Source organism: Streptomyces sp. ICBB 8177, from assembly GCF_003144095.1.
Taxonomy (GTDB): Bacteria; Actinomycetota; Actinomycetes; order Streptomycetales; family Streptomycetaceae; genus Streptantibioticus_D.
On sequence record NZ_NSKH01000003.1, the window covers coordinates 548934 to 567222 of the forward strand.

Below are 18289 nucleotides of genomic sequence, written 5' to 3' on the forward strand. Positions count from 1 at the left end.
GGGCAGGCCCGTGACACCCCCAAATCGTCCGGCTACCCTCTTGACCGGCAAGCGCGCGCGAAGCTATTGGGGGAGCCGGGATGTCGGAGACTGGCGGCGGGCCGCGGCCCGGACTGCGGCTGCGCGATCTGCGGGAGCGCCCTGAGGCGGCGGCCGGCGCCCGTACCGGGCAGGGGAGGAGAGCCGACGCGCTGCGCCGGGCCGCCCGCGCGGTCTGGGCCGCCGTACGCCCGACCCGCAACCGCACGACCGGCTACGTGGCCGTCGGCGCGGTCGGCGCACTGGTCGGCACCTCGGTCGCGGTCGGTGTGGGCGCCGCCGGAGCCCTGCCCAGGCTGGCCGACGTCGGCGCGTGGCTGGGCAGTTCGCACAAGGGCGAGGCCGCCCACGCCAACGGCCTGACCGGCCAGGTGGACGGCAAGGTCACGCTGCCCGGGATGGCGGGCGACCCGGTGCAGATCTCGCAGGACGGCAAGACGGTCCTGGTCCTCGACACCCGCACCGGCAAGGTGGTCCGGCTCGACCCTTCGCAGCTGACCGCCGAGCAGTCCACCGAGTACGGCGCGGCCGGGCTGCAACTGGTCTCCGGCGGCGCGGTCTCCTACCTGGTCGACCCCGCGCACGGCACCGTCCAGCGCATCGACCCGGTGCTCACCACACCGCTCGGTCCCAAGCTGGACCTGGGCGCGCCGCTGGGCGCCGCGGAGGTGGACCCGCGCGGCACGCTGTGGGTGCCGGTGCCCTCGCGCGGCCAGGTCGTCCCCGTGACCGGCGACACCCGCAGCCCGGCCGTCACCGTCGGCAGACCCGGCGACAATCTCGTCCTCACCCTCGCGGGCGGGCAGCCCGTGGTGACCGACACCACCGCCGGCGTCCTCAGGACGCTGTCGGCGACCGGCACGCAGGAGTCGTTCAACCTCCCCGGCGTGGCCGCCTCCGGCGCCTCCGGCGTGCTGATCCCCGACCAGACCGACGACGCCGTCGTCCCCGTCCTGGACACCGGCGACGGCACGATGGTGCTGGTCCAGACCGGCACCGGCGGTCAGACCGACGTCAAGGTGCCGACCGGCGGCGACCGGCTCGGCGCGCCGCAGGTGCTGGGCAGCAAGGTCTACATCCCCGACGACTCCACCGGCAGGCTGGTGGTCTACGACACGGCCACCGCCTCGTTCGACCCCACCTACACCGTCACCGGCACGCCCGGCACCCTCAACGTCTTCGTGCGTGACGGCCTGTTGTGGGCCAACGACGAGAACAACGCCACCGCGGCGGTGATCAACGCGGACGGGCAGGCCCACCGCATCGGCAAGTACGCGGACGACGTGCCCACGCACCGGCAGCCGCGCGAGCACGACCCGGTGGTCGACACCGTGCCGACCGCGCCGGTCCACACCTCCGTACCCGCCGGGCCCACCCGGCACCGCGCGCCGTCAGGCCCGCCGCCGGGCCCGGTGGACACCGTGCGGCCGACGCCCACGCCCACCCCCAGGCCCAAGCCGAGCCCCTCCCGTGACTGCGGCACCGACTGGCAGCCGGGGTGCCCGGAGCCGATGGCCCCGGGCACGCCGCAGGCCCAGTCCGGCGCGGGCACGATCACCGTGACGTTCGCCGCGGCCTCGGGCACGACGCCGAAGGACTACACGCTCAGCGGCGCCCCCGCGGGCGCCACCGTCACGCCCGACTCGGTGGGCCCCGGCGGCCCGTTCATGTTCGAGGTGCGCGGCGGGTCGTGCGGGAGCCGGTACACGTTCACGGTGGTCGCCCACTACGCGGGCGGCGCCCCGGACAAGGCGTCGCAGCCGTCGGCGCCTGCGCAGCCGTGCGTGGTCCCGACCCCGCCGACGGTCAGCGTGTCGGTACCGCAGGGCGGCCACGGCGCGGACCTGAGCTGGACGTCGTCCGGGAGCGGGATGACGTACACGGTCTCCGGCGCGGGCGCGACGGCCACGACCAGCGGCCTGTCGCACAGCGTGCGGGGGCTGACCAACGGCAGGACGTATGCCGTGACGGTGACGGCCCGCAACGGCGCGGGGTCGAGGGCGGGCAGCGCGACGATCAACCTGACGCCTCCGGCGCGGACGTTCCACGTCACGGACAACTCCAACAACGGCGATCCGCTGTACGTCCACACAAGCCCGTACGCGACGACGGCCAACCGCACGACGACTCACATCAACGCGGGCGACAACACGACCCAGCTGACCGTCTACTGCCAGACCACCGGAAGCCACGTCAGCAACGACAACGGCAACTACAGCGGCAGTATCTGGGACCGCATCCAGTGGGACGGCAGCAGCAACAGCTACGTCAGCGATCTGTGGGTCTCGACCGCCAACCACCGCAGCGGCCAGTTCTCGCCCCAGGACGTATGGCAATGCACCTGACCCCCGCCCCCGTACCGATCCCCGACACCCCCCGAGCGAGCGCCCGATGACCGTCCCCGCGCAGCACCCCGCCTCCGGGCCGAACGACGCCGTCTCGCTGTTCGCCCAGTGCTTCCACGCCCTCGCCGACAACGTCGAGCGCGTCGTGAAGGGCAAACGGCCCACCGTCGAGCTGGCGTTGACCTGTCTGTTCGCCGAAGGGCACCTGCTCGTCGAGGACGTGCCGGGGACCGGCAAGACGACGCTCGCCCGGTGCCTGGCGGCCTCCCTGGAGGCAAAGTTCGCGCGCGTGCAGTTCACCCCGGACCTGCTGCCCTCCGACATCACGGGCGTGACGGTCTACCGTCAGAACACCGGCACCTTCGACTTCCTGCCCGGCCCGGTCTTCGCCAACATCGTGCTGGGCGACGAGATCAACCGCGCCTCGCCCAAGACCCAGTCCGCGATGCTGGAGGTCATGGAGGAACGGCGGGTCACCGCCGACGGCAGGACGCACCCGGTGCCGCGGCCGTTCATGGTGCTGGCCACGCAGAACTCCGTGGACATGGGCGGCACCTATCCCCTGCCCGAGGCGCAGCTCGACCGGTTCCTGATGCGCGTCACCGTGGGATACCCGGACCACGCCTCCGAGGTGGCCGTGCTCAACGGCTCGGCGGCGGGCGCGACTCCCGAGTCGCTGTCCACGATCGCCTCCGCGCACCACATCGCGGAGTTCATCCAGGTGGCTCACCAGATCCAGGTCGCCGAGCAGCTCTACGACTACATCGTGCGGATCACGGCCGCCACCCGTGAGCTGCCCGACGTGCGGCTGGGCGCCTCGCCGCGCGGCAGCGTCGCGCTGGCGAGGGCGGTGCGGGTGCGCGCCGCCTCGCAGGGGCGGCCGTACGCGCTGCCGGAGGACGTCAAGGCGCTGGCCGAACCGGTGCTGGCGCACCGCCTGATCCTCACGCCGGAGGCCGAACTCAGCGGCCGCACCGGCGCGGACGTGGTGGCGCAGGTGCTGGCCACCGTGCCGGTGCCGCACGCGGGCGGGGCCCGGGTGTGATGCTCACGCCGACCGGGTGGGGCGTGGGGGTCGCCGGCGCGGTGCTGACCGCGCTGGGCTACGCCTTCGGCTACCGCGAGGCGGCGGCGCTGGGCGTCGCGGGGCTGCTCGCGGTGGCGGTGGCCGTGGTGTGGACGCTGCCGCGACCGCGTCTTGAGGCGACGCGCCGGATCGCGCCGCGCAAGGTGGCCAGGGGCGAGTACGCGCAGGGCGTGGTGACGCTGGCCAACGCGGGCTCGCGCACCCGGCGCGGCCTGCGGGCCACCGACGTGTGCGGCGGCGAGGCGCTGAGCCTGGCGGTGCCGGTGCTGCGGCCGGGCGCGACGTACGAGGCGCGCTACCCGCTGCCGACCGCGCGGCGCGGGCGGATCGCCGTGGGGCCGTTGGGACTTGAGCGCACCGACCCGCTGGGCCTGTCGCGCCGGACGGTGGCGTACGGGGAGGCCGACGCGTTCGTGGTGCGGCCGAAGGTGTGCGTGCTGCCGGTGCTGCCGTCCGGCACGGCGCACCACATGGAGGGCCCGACCTCGGACACCGCCGACGACGGTTCGCTGACCTTCCACGCGCTGCGCGAGTACGTGCTCGGCGACGACCTGCGCCGGGTGCACTGGCGATCCTCGGCGCGCACCGGCACGCTGATGGTTCGTCAGATGGTGGACGTCTCGCTTCCGCACACCACGCTGGTGCTCGACACCCGCACGGTCGCGTACGGCTCGGAGGACGACTTCGAACTCGCGGTGGACTGTGCGGCGTCCATCGGGCACGCGGCGGCCCGTTCCAACTTCCCCGTCGAACTGCGCGGCGCGGGCGGTCTGTTGCTGCGCGCGGACGGATCGGGGCAGGACGCGGAGGCGCTGCTCGACCGGCTGGCGCTGGTGGAGGGCACGCGGGAGCGCTCGGCCGCGGCGGCCTTCGACGGCCTGGAGAACCACCGCGGCGGCGGCTCGCTGATCGTGGTGACCGGCACCGGCGACACCGAGGGCATGGCGGCGCTGGGCCGGGTGCGGCGGCGGTTCGACCGGGTGACGCTGCTGCGGGTGGGCGGCGACGCCGAGGCTCCCGGGGCGCGCGAAGTGGCGTCCGACGTACCGCAGTTGCCGATCTCCTCGCTCAACGCGCTGGTCGCGAACTGGCGTTGGGAGGCCGTGCGGTGAGCGCCACCGAGACGGGAACGGGTACCGGAAGCCGTCCGGCGCGGGTGCGGCCCGCGCCCGCCGCCGGGAACGACTGGGAGTGGGCGGCCCCCGCCCCTACCGCCGCCCCGCCCCCGCACGCCCCGGGTCCCGCAGGGCCGCACGGCGCCCCGTCGCCCGGGGCCGGCGCCCCGCACGCCCGAGTCCCCCGGCGCCGCCGCCTGCTGGTCTCGCTGCTGCCGCTGGTGCTGCTCCTGGCCGTGTCCGGCTGCGGCTTCCTGCGGGTCTACCCGGCGGCCCGGCTGGCACCGGTCGTCGCGGTCGCGGTGCTCGCGCCGATGACGCTGTCGGTGCTGCTGTCCGGGGCGCTCTCGCGCCGCCGCGCCACGCTCAACCCCCTGTGGCCCTCGGTCCTGCTGACCGTCGTCGGCTGGCTGGTGACCGTCTGCGCCACCCTGTTCCGGCACAGCGGCGGCGGTCTGCCGACGCCCGCCGCGATGAGCGACGCGTGGTCGGCGCTGCTGGACGCGCCGCGCGCCGTCCTCACCACGATCCTCCCCGTTCCGGGCACGCCCGCGCTGCTGGTGCTGCCGCACGCGGTGCTGTGGCTGGCGTCGTTCGCCACCGCCGAACTGGGCTTGCGCACGAAGGGACCGCTGCTGCCCGCGCTGCCCGGCGTGGTCGCGTTCGGCGTCCCCGTGGTCTTCGGGGTGGGCGGCCCGGGGCCCGGGCTCGTACTGGTGGGCGCGCTCGCGGCCTGCGCCGGGCTGGTCGCGCTGACCCGGGGCCGGGTGGCGCCGTCGTGGCGGTCGCTGGCGGTCGGGCTGCCGACGGTCGCGGCGCTCGCCGTCGTCGCGGGCGCGGTCGGCCCGTACCTGCCGGGCGTCGGCGCGCCCTACGACCCCCGGCACACGGTCACCCCGCCGATCACGCGCCCGATGTCGGTCAGCCCGCTGGACGAGGTGGCGGTCTGGATGCGCGCCGGGACCCAGCCGGTGTTCACGGTGCGCACGAGCGGCGGCGACGGCGGCCAGAACTACCGGCTCGCGGTGCTCGACTCGTACGACGGCGTCACCTGGTCCAGCGACGCCCGTCTGGAGCGCACCGGCGGCCGGGTGCCGTCGCAGCCCGGCGTCGACCCGGGCGGTACGCAGAAGGTGGTGCAGCACTTCACCGTGGATTCGCTGCCCGGGATCTGGCTGCCCGCCGCCGACCGGCCGGTCCAGGTGAGCGCGCCCGCCTCCGCCGACCTCGCGGTCGACCCGGCCGGCGGTACGTTGACGGTGGGCGGCAGCGCGCTGGGCCCGGACCAGGCGTCGGTGCGGGCGGGCTACCGCTACACCGCGACCAGCGAGGTCCCGGTCTACGACGCGAGCCGCCTCCAGTACGCGCCGGCCGCCGACGATCCGGCGATGACCGAGCTGCCGCGCACCGACGCGGCGGGGCAGCCCATCGAGGCGGTCTCCACCTTCACCAGGACCGCCGCCCAGGCCACGGCGGGCGCCACGTTCCCGTACGAGCAGGCCGTCAAGCTGGCCGACTGGCTGCGCGACACCTACCACTTCGACCCGACCGCGCTGCCCGGACACAGCTACCGGCAGCTGGAGTTCTTCCTCACCAGCGGCAAGCGCGGCACCAGCGAGCAGTTCGCCGCGGCGTTCGCGGTGATGGCGCGCACCCTGGACCTGCCCTCTCGGGTGGTCGTCGGCTTCCGGCAGGGCGTGCCGGTCGGCGGCGGCACGTACCAGGTGCGCGGGCAGGACGTGCTGGCCTGGCCGGAGGTGGAGTTCCAGGGCATCGGCTGGGTGCCGTTCTACCCGACGCCCGACGCCGCCTCCGCGCACGGCGCCTCCGTCGCGCCCGCCGGGCAGCCGAAGCAGCGTCAGCAGGTCGACCAGAAGATCACCCAGCAGCCGCGTTCGGCCACCCCGCCGCGCAAGGACGGCGTCGGCGGGCAGGCCGCCGCGCCCGGCCGCGCGGGCGGTCCGCCGCCGTGGCTCTACGCCCCCCTGGCGGTGCTCGCGCTCGCCGTCTGCTACCTGCTGCGCGCCGCCTGGGTGCCGTGGCGCAGACGGGCGCGGCGGCGCGGCGACCCGGATCCGGGGCGGCGGGTGCTGGGCGCCTGGCAGCAGATCGTGGACCGGCTGACCGAGATCGGGCTGCCCCCGACCGGCGCCCACACCGCGGCGGAGGTGGCCGCGTTCGGCGCGGAGCGCGTCGGCGGGGCCGCGGGCGAGCACCTTCCGGCGCTGGCGGAGCTGGTCAACCAGGTCGGCTACGCGGGCCGGGCGCCGGACGCCGCCGCCGCGGACGCCGCCTGGCGGCACTGCGACGCGGTCGAGCGCGTGGTGGTCGCGAGCCGCCCGCGCCGGGAGCGGCTGCGGCGGGCGCTGCGCCCTTCGGCACTGCTGGGCCGCCGGTAGCGCACCGTGGCGGGCGCCCTCGTGGGCCCGCGAGGACCGCCGGATTCCGATCCCGTACCGAAGGGGGACGAGCGGGATGCGCGGGCGGTGCGGGGCTGAGCGGGCGCGATACGTTGGGCAGCGCCGCGGGCGCGTCACGCCGCGGAAACGGGAGAACGCAGGGCACGGGAGGGTCAGTGGACCGGACGCCGGGATGGGGCCACAAGGACGCGGGCGGCGCCGGCAGCCTCGGCAGTTACGGCGCGGGCGGCGCGTGGGCCGAGCGGGCGCGGCCGGGGACCGGTTCCTCGGGCGGCGGCTCGTACAGCGGGATCGCCGCGGAGGCCGACGCGATGGGCGGACGGCTGCCGCAGGGCTACCAGTTGCTGCGCCGGATCGGCACCGGCCGCCACAGCACGGTGCTGCTGTGCCGCGAGGAGGCGACCGGGCAGGAGGTCGCCGTCAAGCTGCTGCACCTGACCGTGGACGACGAGGGCGCCCGGCTCGCGGCGCACTCCGAACTGCTGTCGGCGGGCGCGGCGGCCAAGCACCCCTGCTCGGTGCTGGTGGACGACGCGGGCTTCACCCAGGACAACCACCCCTACCTGGTCGAGCGGTTCTGCCGGGGCGGCAACGCGCAGGCCAAGCTGGCCAACTCCGGCCCGTTCCCGGTCGACGAGGTCGTCGTCATCGGCATCCGCGCCGCGCTGTCGCTGGCCTGCGCGCACCGGCGCGGCGTGCTGCACCTGGACGTGCGGCCCGCCAACGTGCTGTTCGACGACGCGGGCGACGCGCTGCTGGCCGACCACGGGGTGGGCCGGGTGCTCCAGCGCTCGGCGCCCGAACTCGGCGCGGTCTTCGACCCGATGTACGCCTCGCGCGAGCTGTTCGGCTGGGAGAAGCCCGGCCCGTCGGCGGACGTCTACAGCCTCGGGGCGACGCTGTACGCACTGCTCAACGGGCTTCCGGCGTACGCGGAAGCGGGCAGCACCAGCTGGTCGGCGCTGTACAACGAGGTGCTGCGCGGGGAGTTGCCGCACCCCCACCGGATGGACGTGCCCCCGCAGTTGTTCGACCTGGTGCGCCGGATGATGTCGGTCAACCCCGAGGGCCGTCCGCCGCTCACCGAGGTGCACCGGGTGCTGCGGCTGCTGCTGCCGCCCGCCTACGCGAGCCGGGTGCCCGACCAGGACCCGCAGCCCGCGCCGGAGCCGGTGCTGCCCGGCTGGGACCCGGCCGACGACGTCACGCCGGAGGAGCAGGCGGAGGCCGAGCGCATCGGCGCCGAGGCGGAAGCCGAACTCAAGCGGCGCTCCCGGCGCCGGATCATGGCGTCGGCTGCGGCCCTGGTGGTCTTCGCGGCCGCGGCGACGGCGATGACGCTGGTGCTGCACCACGGCGGCAAGAAGACGCAGGCGCACGGCGGCCCGTCCGGCTCGGCGTCCGCGCCGGCCTCCGGCACCCAGGGCAACCCGCAGGCCCAGCAGGTCCCGCAGGACAAGGTGGCGGCCCTGATGCCTCGCGGTGTCTCACTCGCGGCGGCCGACGGCAGCGTGCAGGTGTCCTGGAAGCAGCCGCAGCAGCCCGCCACGGTGGCCGGTTACTACGTGCAGGCCTCGGCCAACGGCAAGCAGGTCGCCCTCAAGCCGGCCGGGTCCAGGACCGACTCCGAGGTGGTCTTCACCGACCCCGCCTCGCTCAAGCCGGGGGTGTGCTACACGGTGGTGTCCATCGTGGAACTCACCAACGGCCAGGTGCAGTACGCCCCGGCGCCGCAGGTGTGCCGTACGACGACCGGCTGACCCCGCCACGGGCCGAGCCCGCCCGAACGGCGACGCGCCGCCGCGGTCCCGCGTGGGACTGCGGCGGCGCGTCGGCGCGTACGACCCGAGTCAGTGGCCGATGCCCTTCGCGAGCTGCTCGTCCGCCTGCTGGAAGGTCTGCGCGGCCTGCTCCAGGAACTTGGCCATGCCGTCGATGCCCTCGATGGTCTTCGTCGCACCGTTGTTGAACTCGGTGTACGACTGCTCGAACTGCTTCGACGAGCGGTCGGTGACGTAACCGCCGTTGACCAGCTGGTTGACGTACTTCTGCAGGTCGTGCAGCTTCTGGGTGATGTCGTGCTGACCCGTGCGCAGCTTGGTCGCCGCGTCCTTCATGTCCTGGTACGTGACGTTAACGTTCGCAGCCATACCGGCTTACCTTTCGAGCACGCCTCAGGGCCGACCCCCGTGGCTCCCTGGTACAACGGTCGTTCAGCTTACGGGGGGAGACGCGGCCGTCGCATCCCCCGTTCCCGCAAGTGGGAGGCGGGGCGCGAGGTTTCACCGCGTTCCGCGCCGCCTTCACCGTTCCCACACCTGGCCCGGCACCCGGCGCCTGGGAGGCCGTCGCGGGCCTGAGGCATCATGGTGGCCGTCCGACGAGAACCACCCCGCGACGGCGAAGGCCGGGCGCGGGCCATGATCCAACGCCCGGGGGGACGGCCGTGGAACTCCAGCTCAGCGTCATCGACCCGGTCCGGGACGGCCGCGCCGACGTGCTGGTCGACGCGGACCCGGCGGCACCGGTCGGCGCGCTCGCCGTCGAGATCGCCCGGCAGCTCGGCAGGCCCGACGACGGCCAGGGCCCGCCCGGGCTGCACGTGGGCGGCTTCCGCCTCGACCCCGAAGTGAGCCTGGACGCCTCCCCGCTGCGCGACGGCGCCCTGGTCTCGCTGGCCGCGCCGGTCGCCTGCCCGACGCCCGACGCGCAGGGCACCGTCGAGGTGCGCGTCGTGGGCGGCCCCGACGCGGGCGGCGTGCACCGGCTGGGACCCGGGGTGGCCGTGGTGGGCAGCGGCGCCGACGCCTGGATACGGCTGGCCGACCCCACGCTGCCGCACGCCGCCGTCGAGGTGGACGTCGCCATCGACGGCACCGTGACCGTCCACCCCTCCTACGGCGCCACCGCCACGCTGGACGGCGAGGCGCTGACCGGGCCGATGCCGTGGCGCAGGCGCAGCGTGGTGGCCGTCGGCCAGAGCCTGCTGGAGCTCCAGCACCCCACGTTCCCCGACGCCGCGCTCAAGCCCTCCGAGGACGGCACCGGCCTGGACTACAACCGGCCGCCGCGCATCACCCCGCCGCCGCGCCCCACCAAGTTCAACCTGCCCTCGCGGCCCAAGCAGAGCGAGGCGCGGCCGCTGCCGTGGGTGATGGCGGGCATCCCGCTGGTCGGCTCGGTCGCCATGGCGACGATGATGCACCAGCCCTCGTACCTGTTCATGGCGGTGCTCAGCCCGCTGACGATGGTCGGCAACTACGTCAACGACCGCAAGCAGGGCAAGAAGTCGTTCCGCCAGACGCTGGCGGACTACGAGAAGCAGAAGGACTCCATCGAGCGGCAGGCCCGCAAGGCCGCCGCAGCCGAGACCGGCGCCCGCCGCGACGGCGCGCCCGACCCGGCCGAGGTGCTGGTCACCGCGACCGGCCCGGGTCAGCGGCTGTGGGAGCGGCGCCGAGCCGACTTCGACTACGGCCAACTGCGCGTCGGCACCGGCACGTTGCCCTCCGAGGTCGAGGTCTCCGACCCGATGCAGGAGGAGCACAAGCGCACCGCGCCGCGCAAGCTGCTGGACGTGCCCGTGACCGTGCCGCTCCAGGAGCACGGGGTGCTGGGCATCGCCGGGCGCGGGGAGATGCCGCGCGCCATCGGCCGCTGGCTGGTCGCGCAGGCCGCCGTGCTGCACTCCCCCGCCGACCTCCAGGTCTGCGTGCTGACCGACCCCAGCGGCCGGGAGAGCTGGGAGTGGGTGCGCTGGCTGCCGCACGCCCGCGCCCGCGACGGGCAGTCGGCGATCTCGCTGATCGGCACCGACTCCGACTCGGTCGCCCGGCGCATCTCCGAACTGCTGGCCCAGGTCACCGCCCGCCAGGAGGCGGCACGTGACGCGGGTCTGGCCGCCAACCAGATGTGGAGCGGGCCGACCACCCTGGTCGTCCTCGACGGCTCGCGGCGGCTGCGCGCCCTGCCGGGCCTCACCCAGATCCTGCGCGACGGCCCGAAGGTCGGCATCCACCTGGTCTGCCTCGACGCCGACCGGCGGCTGCTGCCGGAGGAGTGCCGGGCGCTGGTCGAGGAGGACTACTACGGCATGCTCCAGGTCTCGATGGCCGGCCAGGAGCCGGTCACCGGGGTCCGCCCGGACTGCGTGAGCCCGCAGTGGTGCGAGCAGACCGCCCGCGCGCTCGCCCCGATCCGCGACATCAGCGGCGACGACGGCGCTGCGCTGCCGGACGCCTGCCGCCTGCTGGACGTCATCGACCTGGAACCGCCCACCGCGCAGGGCATCGTGGGGCGCTGGGCGGCCGGCGGCCGGTCCACCAGCGCGGTGGTCGGCGCGTCCTTCGACGGCGCGTTCGCCATCGACCTGGTGCGCGACGGGCCGCACGGCCTGGTCGCGGGCACCACCGGTTCCGGCAAGTCGGAACTGCTGCAGACCATCGTCGCCTCGCTCGCGGTGGCCAACCGGCCGGACGCCATGACGTTCGTGCTGGTCGACTACAAGGGCGGCTCGGCGTTCAAGGACTGCGTGAAGCTGCCGCACACCGTGGGCATGGTCACCGACCTCGACACCCACCTGGTGGAACGCGCCCTGGAGTCGCTCGGCGCCGAACTGCGGCGCCGCGAGCACATCCTGGCCGCCGCGGGCACCAAGGACCTGGAGGACTACATCATCGCGATGCGGTCCAACCCGTCGCTCGCGCCGATGCCCCGGCTGCTGATCGTCATCGACGAGTTCGCCTCGATGGCCCGCGAACTGCCGGACTTCGTCACCGGCCTGGTCAACGTGGCGCAGCGCGGCCGCTCCCTCGGCATCCACCTGATCCTGGCCACCCAGCGCCCGTCCGGCGTGGTCTCGCCGGAGATCCGCGCCAACACCAACCTGCGCATCGCGCTGCGCGTCACCGACGCCGCCGAGTCCTCCGACGTCATCGACGCCCCCGACGCCGGGCACATCGCCAAGTCCACGCCGGGCCGCGCGTACGTACGGCTGGGCGCCTCGTCGCTCCTGCCGTTCCAGTCCGGCCGGGTGGGCGGACGCCGTCCGGGGCAGGTCGCCACGAAGGCGCCGGCGCCGTTCACCGCGGCCGTCGGCTGGGAGGCGCTGGGGCGGCCCGCGCCGGAGCGGCCCGCGGGCGCGAAGTCCGGCGACGACGACCTGCTGACCGACCTCGCCGTGCTGGTCGACGCGATCATCGAGGCCAACGGGCAGCTGGGCATCCCCGCGCAGCACAGCCCGTGGCTGCCCGCGCTGCCTGAGGCGATGACGCTGGACGACCTGGAGCCGCCGCGCCGGCTGTCGCGCGACGGACTGCTGCCCGCGCCGTACGCCATCGACGACCTGCCGGGCCAGCAGGCCCGCCGCACCTGCGTCATCGACCTGCCGAGCTTCGGCCACCTGATGATCGCGGGCGCGCCGCGCACCGGACGCTCGCAGGCGCTGCGCACCATCGCCGGCTCGCTGGCCCGCGCCAACTCCCCGGCGGACGTGCACCTTTACGCGCTGGACTGCGGCAACGGCTCGCTGCTCGCACTCAACTCGCTGCCGCACTGCGGCGCGGTGGTGCGCGCCAACGAGGCGGACCGCGCGGTGCGGCTGATCGGCAACCTCTCCGCCGAGGTGCAGCGGCGCATGGCGCTGCTGGGCGAGCGCGGCTTCACCGACATCAACGAGCAGCGGCTCGGCGTCCCCGAGCAGGACCGGCTGCCGCACATCGTGCTGTTCCTGGACCGCTGGGAGGGCTTCACGCCCTCGCTGGGCGAGCTGAACGCGGGCGAACTGACCGACGCGGTCCACCAGTTGATGCGTGAGGGTGCCTCCGTCGGCGTCCACGTGGTGATCTCCGGCGACCGCACGCTGCTGCTGGGCCGGATCTCGACGCTGACCGAGAACAAGATGGCGTTCCAGCTCAGCGACCCCTCCGACCTGACCCTGATCGGTCTCAACCCGCGCAAGGTGCCGCAGTCCATGCCGCCGGGCCGGGGCTTCCGCCAGCAGGGCGCGGTCGAGACGCACGTGGCGATGCTGACCCAGGACCCCTCGGGCCAGGCGCAGGCCGCAGCCCTCGTCACCATCGGGCAGTGGGCCAGGGGCCGTTGGGCCGGCGTGCCGCGCTCCCGCATGCCGTTCCGGGTGGACGTGCTGCCGAACCGGATCTCCTTCGAGGAGGCGTGGGAGCTGCGCGAGCCGGGCGACCGTTCCGTGGCGAGCCCGATGTGGGCGCTCACCGCGGTCGGCGGCGACCAGCTGCTGGCGCTCGGGCCCGACCTGGCCACCGGCAGCCCGGCGTTCGTCGTCGCGGGGCCGCCGCGCTCCGGCCGCAGCACCGTGCTGCTGACGATGACGCGCTCGCTGCTGTCGGTCGGCACCCAGGTCATCCTGGCCGCCCCGCGCCGCCAGTCACCGCTGCGTCGGCTGAAGAACGCGCCGGGCGTCGTCGGCTACTTCGCCGGGGAGGACATCTCGCCCGACGAGCTGCGCGAGGCGCTGGAGCGGGTGCACGGGCCGGCCGTGCTGCTGGTGGACGACGCGGAGCTGCTGCGCAACTGCGAGGCCAACGATGTGCTGACCTCGCTGGTGCGGCGGTCGGCCGGCAAGGACGTCGGCGTGGTCATCGCGGGCGACGCGGACGACGTGTGCGGCGGCTTCTCCGGCTGGCAGGTGGAGATGAAGAAGGCCCGGCGCGGTCTGCTGCTCTCCCCGCAGAACCTCTCCGACGCCGACCTGGTCGGGGTGCGGCTGCAACGCGGCTCGGTCGGGCAGCCGGTGGTCCCGGGCCGCGGGCTGCTCCACCTCGGCGACGGCGAGGTGCGCACCGTCCAGGTCCCGCTGACGGCGCTGTAGCGGACCTCGTCACGCGGACCTCGTCACGCGAGCGTCGTCACGCGAGCGCGGTCACGGGGGCGCGGTCGCGCGGTCGCGGTCGCGGGGGCCGGGCCCGCGGCGGTCGGGCCCTCGGCGTCCGCCGCGCCTACGCGGTGCGCGGGCCCGTGTAGTCCTGCGGGCGGTACAGCTCCACGCGGACGTCCGGGTCGAAGCCGGTCGTGGCGCCGACCCGGCGGGTGAACTCGGCGATGCCGGCGAGCTGTTCCGCGCCGAGCGAGAAGTCCAGCGTGGTGAAGTACCGGCGCAGCACCTCCTGGTCGAACATCTCCCAGCGGGCGGCCTGCTCCGCGACCTTCTCCACCTCCTCCAGCGACAGGTCGCGGGAGGCGAGGAACGCCTTGTGCACCTCGTGGACCGCGCGCGGGCGCGTGGCCAGGAAGTCGCGCCGGGCCGCCCACACCGCGAAGACGAACGGCAGCCCGGTCCACTCCTTCCACATGGTCCCCAGGTCGTGGACGTACAGGCCGAGCCGGGGCGCGTCGTGCAGCGAGGCGCGCAGCGCCGCGTCGCCGATCAGCACGGCGGCCTGCGCCTCCTGCATCATCAGCCCGAGGTCGGGCGGGCAGGTGTAGTAGTCGGGGCTGATCCCGTAGCGCTCGGCCAGCAGCAGCTGCGCGAGCCGGACCGAGGTGCGCGAGGTGGAGCCGAGCGCGACCCGGGCCCCGTCCAGCTGCTCCAGCGGGACCTGGCTGACGATCACGCAGGACATCACCGGGCCGTCGCAGCCCACCGCGATGTCCGGCAGCGCGACCAGCTGGTCGGCGTTGCGGAGGAACTCCACGAGGGTGATCGGCGAGATGTCCAGGTCGCCGTGGACCAGCCGCTCGCTGAGCTTCTCCGGCGTGTCCTTGGTCAACTCCAGATCGAGGAGCGTCCCCGTTCGAGCGAGCCCCCAGTACAACGGCAGGCAGTTGAGGAACTGGATGTGGCCCACCCGGGGGCGGACGGGGCGGGGGTCGTCCAGCGAGGCCTTGGCTGCAGAATTGTCCACATCAGGAGGCTAGACCCGGCGCCTTGCCGCACCGCGCAGGGGGCCGCCGAAGGCCCCGCGGTGCGCCGCCGGACCGGCCGCCGCACCTCGCCCCTTACCGACGGTCACGCCTCTGAGCAGGGACGACGCGGACCCGACACAAAGATCTTTGGGGCCTTCCGCACACCACGCGCCCGTGCTACGCTCAGCGCAAGTTGCAGTTTGGTTTCCCTTGCAGTACAGAGCCTGCGGAGCTGACGCCGCAGGCTTTTGTAGTTTTCAGACTTCTTTGCAGGTTCTGGAGCAGGGCAACCCGTGGCCCAAGGAGGGCTTTATGGCTACCGGAACCGTGAAGTGGTTCAACGCTGAAAAGGGCTTCGGCTTCATCGCCCAGGACGGCGGGGGCCCCGACGTCTTCGTTCACTACTCCGCGATCAACGCCTCCGGCTTCCGTTCGCTCGAAGAGAACCAGCAGGTCACCTTCGACGTCACGCAGGGCCCGAAGGGCCCGCAGGCGGAGAACGTCACCCCGGCCTGAGCATTCCGGCCCGCGTGAGGCGGGCAGGGTTGTCGCACGACAGCAGTACCCAAGGAGCCCCGCGCGAAGCGCGGGGCTCCTGCCTTCTCCCCGGCGCCTGGCGGCCCCGGGGGAATTGACGGGACAGGCGCGCCGCCGCGCCGGCCCCCGGCCGCCGAGCTGCGGGCCTTCGGCCCGGCGTACGCCGCGTCCGGCCTCCGCAGGGCGCCCGCCGGGCCCGGCCCCGGCCGCCCGGCACAAGCGCCACCGCCGCTCATGCGGCCGGGTGCGAACCGCAGGTCGCCGAGCGCCCCCGCGCCGGGGCGTCAGGTCCAGCGGCCCCAGGCCCGGCGGCAGACCGGCCGGCCCGGCGTTCGCTTCCCGGGCGTGGTCCGGCAGGCAGCCGAGCGACACCTTCCGGGGCCCGGGCCGCTAAGCCCTCCCGGCGGGTGCGGGCCCGCCAGGCCCTCCAAGGTCGCCCAAGCGGTCCGCTAGGGCCGGTACAGGGACTCCACTCGGTCCGCGTACGTGCGCAGCACCGCCGCTCGCTTCAGCTTCAGCGACGGGGTCAGGTGGCCGCTCATTTCCGTGAAGTCCACCGGGAGCACCGCGAATCGGCGGATCGACTCGGCGCGCGAGACCGTGTAGTTGGCGTCGTCGACCGCCTGCTGGAGGTCGGCGCGCAGTTCCTCGTCCTCGATCAGCCGCGACAGCGGCACGTCCTGCTTCCGCCGCATCCGCCGCCAGTGCGCGAGCCCGTCCGGGTCCAGGGTGATGAGCGCGGCGACGTACGGGCGGCCCTCGCCGACCACCATGCACTGGCTGACCAGCGGATGCGCCCGCAGGCGGTTCTCCAGCGGCGCCGGTGCGACGTTCTTGCCGCCCGCCGTGATGATGATCTCCTTCTTGCGGCCGGTGATGACCAGATAGCCCTCGTCGTCCAGCCGCCCGATGTCGCCGGTGGCGAACCAGCCGTCCGCCGAGGCGGGCCGCACGCCGCCGCCGGCCGTCCAGTAGCCCCTGAAGACCTGGGCGCCCGCGAGCAGGACCTCCCCGTCCGCCGCGATCCGCACCGCCGTGCCCGGCAGCGGGCGGCCCACGGTGCCCAGCCGGGGCGCCTGCGGCGGGGTGACGGTGGCCGCCGCCGTGGTCTCGGTGAGGCCGTAGCCCTCGAACACCTCGACGCCCGCGCCCGCGTAGAACGCGGCCAGATCCCGGCCGAGCGGCGAGCCGCCGCAGATGACGTGGCGCACGCGGCCGCCGAGCGCCGCCCGCACGCGCCGGTAGACCAGCGGCTCGTACAGCGCGTGCGCGGCCCGCAGGGCGACCGCGCCGGTGCCGCCCACGGCCAGCGCCTCCCCGTGTCGCCGGGCGACCCGCGCTGCGCGGTCGAAGGAGGAGGCCCGGCCCATCGACTCGGCGGTGGCCCGGGCGGTGTTGAAGACCTTCTCCAGCACGTAGGGGATCGCCGGCAGGAACGTCGGGCGGAAGCCGGCCAGGTCGGCGAGCAGGTCGTCGGTGGCGATGCTGGGCGCGTGCCCGAGCCGGACCCGGGCGCGCAGGCAGCCGATCGCCACCATCCTCCCGAAGACGTGGCTGAGCGGCAGGAACAGCAGCGTGGACGCGGGCTCCTCGCTGCGCGCCTTGAAGACCGGGTGCAGCAGCTCGGTCGCGTTGTCGATCTCGGCGAAGAAGTTGCCGTGGGTCAGCACGCAGCCCTTGGGCCGGCCGGTGGTGCCTGAGGTGTAGATCAGGGTGGCGATGGTGTCCGGTGTGAGGGCGGCGCGGCGCACGCGCACCACCTCGTCGGGGACGCGCCGCCCGGCCGCGGTCAGTTGCGCCAGTGCCGCGGTGTCCAGCTGCCACAGCTCGCGCAGCGCGGGCAGCTCACCGCGGACCGAGGTGACCAGGCGGGCCTGCTCGACGTTCTCGACCGCGCAGGCCACCGCCCCGGAGTCGGCGAGGATCCAGGCGGTCTGGGAGGCGGAGGAGGTCGGGTAGACGGGGACGGTGACCGCCCCGGCGGCCCAGGCGGCGAAGTCCAGCAGCGTCCACTCGTACGTCGTCCTGGCCATGATCGCGATGCGGTCGCCGGGGCGCAGACCGGTGGCGATCAGGCCCTTGGCGACGCCGAGTACCTCGTCGCGGAAGGTGGCGGCGGTGACGTCGTTCCAGCGGCCGGAGGTGTCCTTGCGGCTGAGTACCGCGTCGCCGGGCGCCTCGCGGGCGTTGTCGAACGGGATGTCGGCGAGGCTGCCGCGGGTGACGGCGGGCGCGACCGGCGCGGTGGCGGCCTGTACGACGCGGCCCGCGTGGCGGATCAACTCCGGTTCCGGGAGCGCGGGTTCGCGGCTTCCGGCCGCTGGCGGCACGCGGGACATCGGCGGCTCCCGTGGGGCTCGGCGACGCGGGAGGGACCGCCCGGCGCGGCCCGTCGCCCGGCGTCCCGTATACCGCCGGTAACTTACTGTGGAGTAGGTCGCTCGCCAAGAGGCGCGGCGCGAACTTTCACCCCGCCCCCACGAACCCCGCTCGAAGCCGCCCGGACCGCTCCGGAAGGGGGCGCGTCGCCGCGAAAGGCCTCAGGCGCTCTGGGCGCGGGCCGCGTCGTCCGCCGCGTCCTCGTCGGCCGCCTTCGCCTGGTACGCGGCGCGGGACCGCTCGACGCGCTCGGAGATCTGCACCGACGCCCGGTCGCGGGCGCCGCGCAGCAGCACGTAGCTCAGCGGCGCGGAGACCACCAGGGCCAGCAGCAGCACCCACAGCAGATTCGACTTGCCCAGACCGGCCGGGAGGACGTGCAGGTAGACCAGGCCCCAGATCACGCCGAAGCTGACCAGGAACAGGCCGGCGCGCAGCGCGGTGTAGCGGAGCATGGCACTCGGCTTCCAGCTCACAGCGATTCCA

General features: G+C 74.5%; 11 protein-coding genes. 7 read left to right on the forward strand and 4 right to left on the reverse strand.

The genetic code is table 11. The features are described 5' to 3' along the window. Window positions 1–80: 80 nt before the first annotated feature. The 5 genes from CK485_RS05360 (at window position 81) to CK485_RS05380 (ending at window position 8766) form a co-directional block, all read left to right on the forward strand. Complete coding sequence (locus CK485_RS05360; RefSeq protein ID WP_109447408.1) at window positions 81–2384, forward strand: hypothetical protein; 2304 nt, start codon at window positions 81–83, stop codon at window positions 2382–2384. Between the two features lie 46 nt (window positions 2385–2430). Next, window positions 2431–3429 (forward strand): MoxR family ATPase, encoded by a 999-nt coding sequence (locus tag CK485_RS05365; RefSeq protein ID WP_109447410.1) that lies wholly within the window; start codon window positions 2431–2433, stop codon window positions 3427–3429. Continuing rightward, on the forward strand, window positions 3429–4583 hold the full coding sequence (locus CK485_RS05370; protein WP_109447412.1) for a DUF58 domain-containing protein: 1155 nt from the start codon (window positions 3429–3431) through the stop codon (window positions 4581–4583). Before CK485_RS05365 ends, CK485_RS05370 begins: the two co-directional genes overlap by 1 nt. Continuing rightward, window positions 4580–6985, forward strand: a complete 2406-nt coding sequence (locus CK485_RS05375) for a transglutaminase domain-containing protein (protein ID WP_241968140.1) — start codon at window positions 4580–4582, stop codon at window positions 6983–6985. Before CK485_RS05370 ends, CK485_RS05375 begins: the two co-directional genes overlap by 4 nt. Before the next feature lie 176 nt (window positions 6986–7161). Further along, a complete protein-coding gene (locus CK485_RS05380) occupies window positions 7162–8766 on the forward strand; it encodes a serine/threonine-protein kinase (RefSeq protein ID WP_241968141.1) in 1605 nt (534 codons plus the stop codon). 90 nt (window positions 8767–8856) lie between these two features. On the opposite strand, the gene CK485_RS05385 is transcribed toward CK485_RS05380, so the two are convergent. After that, the gene (locus tag CK485_RS05385; protein WP_109447416.1) at window positions 8857–9156 is read right to left on the reverse strand and encodes a WXG100 family type VII secretion target; all 300 of its coding nucleotides are present in this window, start codon (window positions 9154–9156) and stop codon (window positions 8857–8859) included. A gap of 296 nt (window positions 9157–9452) precedes the next feature. Here CK485_RS05385 and CK485_RS05390 point away from each other — a divergent pair, with 296 nt between their 5' ends. Further along, window positions 9453–13853, forward strand: coding sequence for an FtsK/SpoIIIE domain-containing protein (locus CK485_RS05390; RefSeq protein WP_109447418.1), 4401 nt, complete (start codon window positions 9453–9455; stop codon window positions 13851–13853). Window positions 13854–13980: 127 nt separating this feature from the next. On the opposite strand, the gene CK485_RS05395 is transcribed toward CK485_RS05390, so the two are convergent. Beyond that, window positions 13981–14886 carry a menaquinone biosynthesis protein gene (locus tag CK485_RS05395; protein ID WP_109447420.1) on the reverse strand — a complete coding sequence of 302 codons (906 nt, stop codon included), beginning with the start codon at window positions 14884–14886 and terminating at the stop codon, window positions 13981–13983. Window positions 14887–15199: 313 nt separating this feature from the next. Here CK485_RS05395 and CK485_RS05400 point away from each other — a divergent pair, with 313 nt between their 5' ends. Then, window positions 15200–15403, forward strand: a complete 204-nt coding sequence (locus CK485_RS05400; RefSeq protein WP_030667277.1) for a cold-shock protein — start codon at window positions 15200–15202, stop codon at window positions 15401–15403. Window positions 15404–15873: 470 nt separating this feature from the next. Here the strand turns inward: CK485_RS05400 and CK485_RS05405 are convergent, their stop codons facing one another. Further along, window positions 15874–17763 (reverse strand): AMP-dependent synthetase/ligase, encoded by a 1890-nt coding sequence (locus tag CK485_RS05405; protein ID WP_109447422.1) that lies wholly within the window; start codon window positions 17761–17763, stop codon window positions 15874–15876. A 201-nt stretch (window positions 17764–17964) separates the two neighbouring features. Then, window positions 17965–18258: a DUF4229 domain-containing protein gene (locus CK485_RS05410; protein WP_109447424.1), complete on the reverse strand. Its 294-nt coding sequence runs from the start codon at window positions 18256–18258 to the stop codon at window positions 17965–17967. Window positions 18259–18289: the final 31 nt, after the last annotated feature.

Bases quoted from the DNA above. Each gene is read 5' to 3' on its own strand.
- CK485_RS05360 (WP_109447408.1), top strand. From the start codon at position 81: ATGTCGGAGACTGGCGGCGGGCCGCGGCCCGGACTGCGGCTGCGCGAT.
- CK485_RS05365 (WP_109447410.1), top strand. From the start codon at position 2,431: ATGACCGTCCCCGCGCAGCACCCCGCCTCCGGGCCGAACGACGCCGTC.
- CK485_RS05370 (WP_109447412.1), top strand. From the start codon at position 3,429: ATGCTCACGCCGACCGGGTGGGGCGTGGGGGTCGCCGGCGCGGTGCTG.
- CK485_RS05385 (WP_109447416.1), bottom strand. From the start codon at position 9,156: ATGGCTGCGAACGTTAACGTCACGTACCAGGACATGAAGGACGCGGCG.
- CK485_RS05400 (WP_030667277.1), top strand. From the start codon at position 15,200: ATGGCTACCGGAACCGTGAAGTGGTTCAACGCTGAAAAGGGCTTCGGC.
- CK485_RS05405 (WP_109447422.1), bottom strand. From the start codon at position 17,763: ATGTCCCGCGTGCCGCCAGCGGCCGGAAGCCGCGAACCCGCGCTCCCG.
- CK485_RS05410 (WP_109447424.1), bottom strand. From the start codon at position 18,258: ATGCTCCGCTACACCGCGCTGCGCGCCGGCCTGTTCCTGGTCAGCTTC.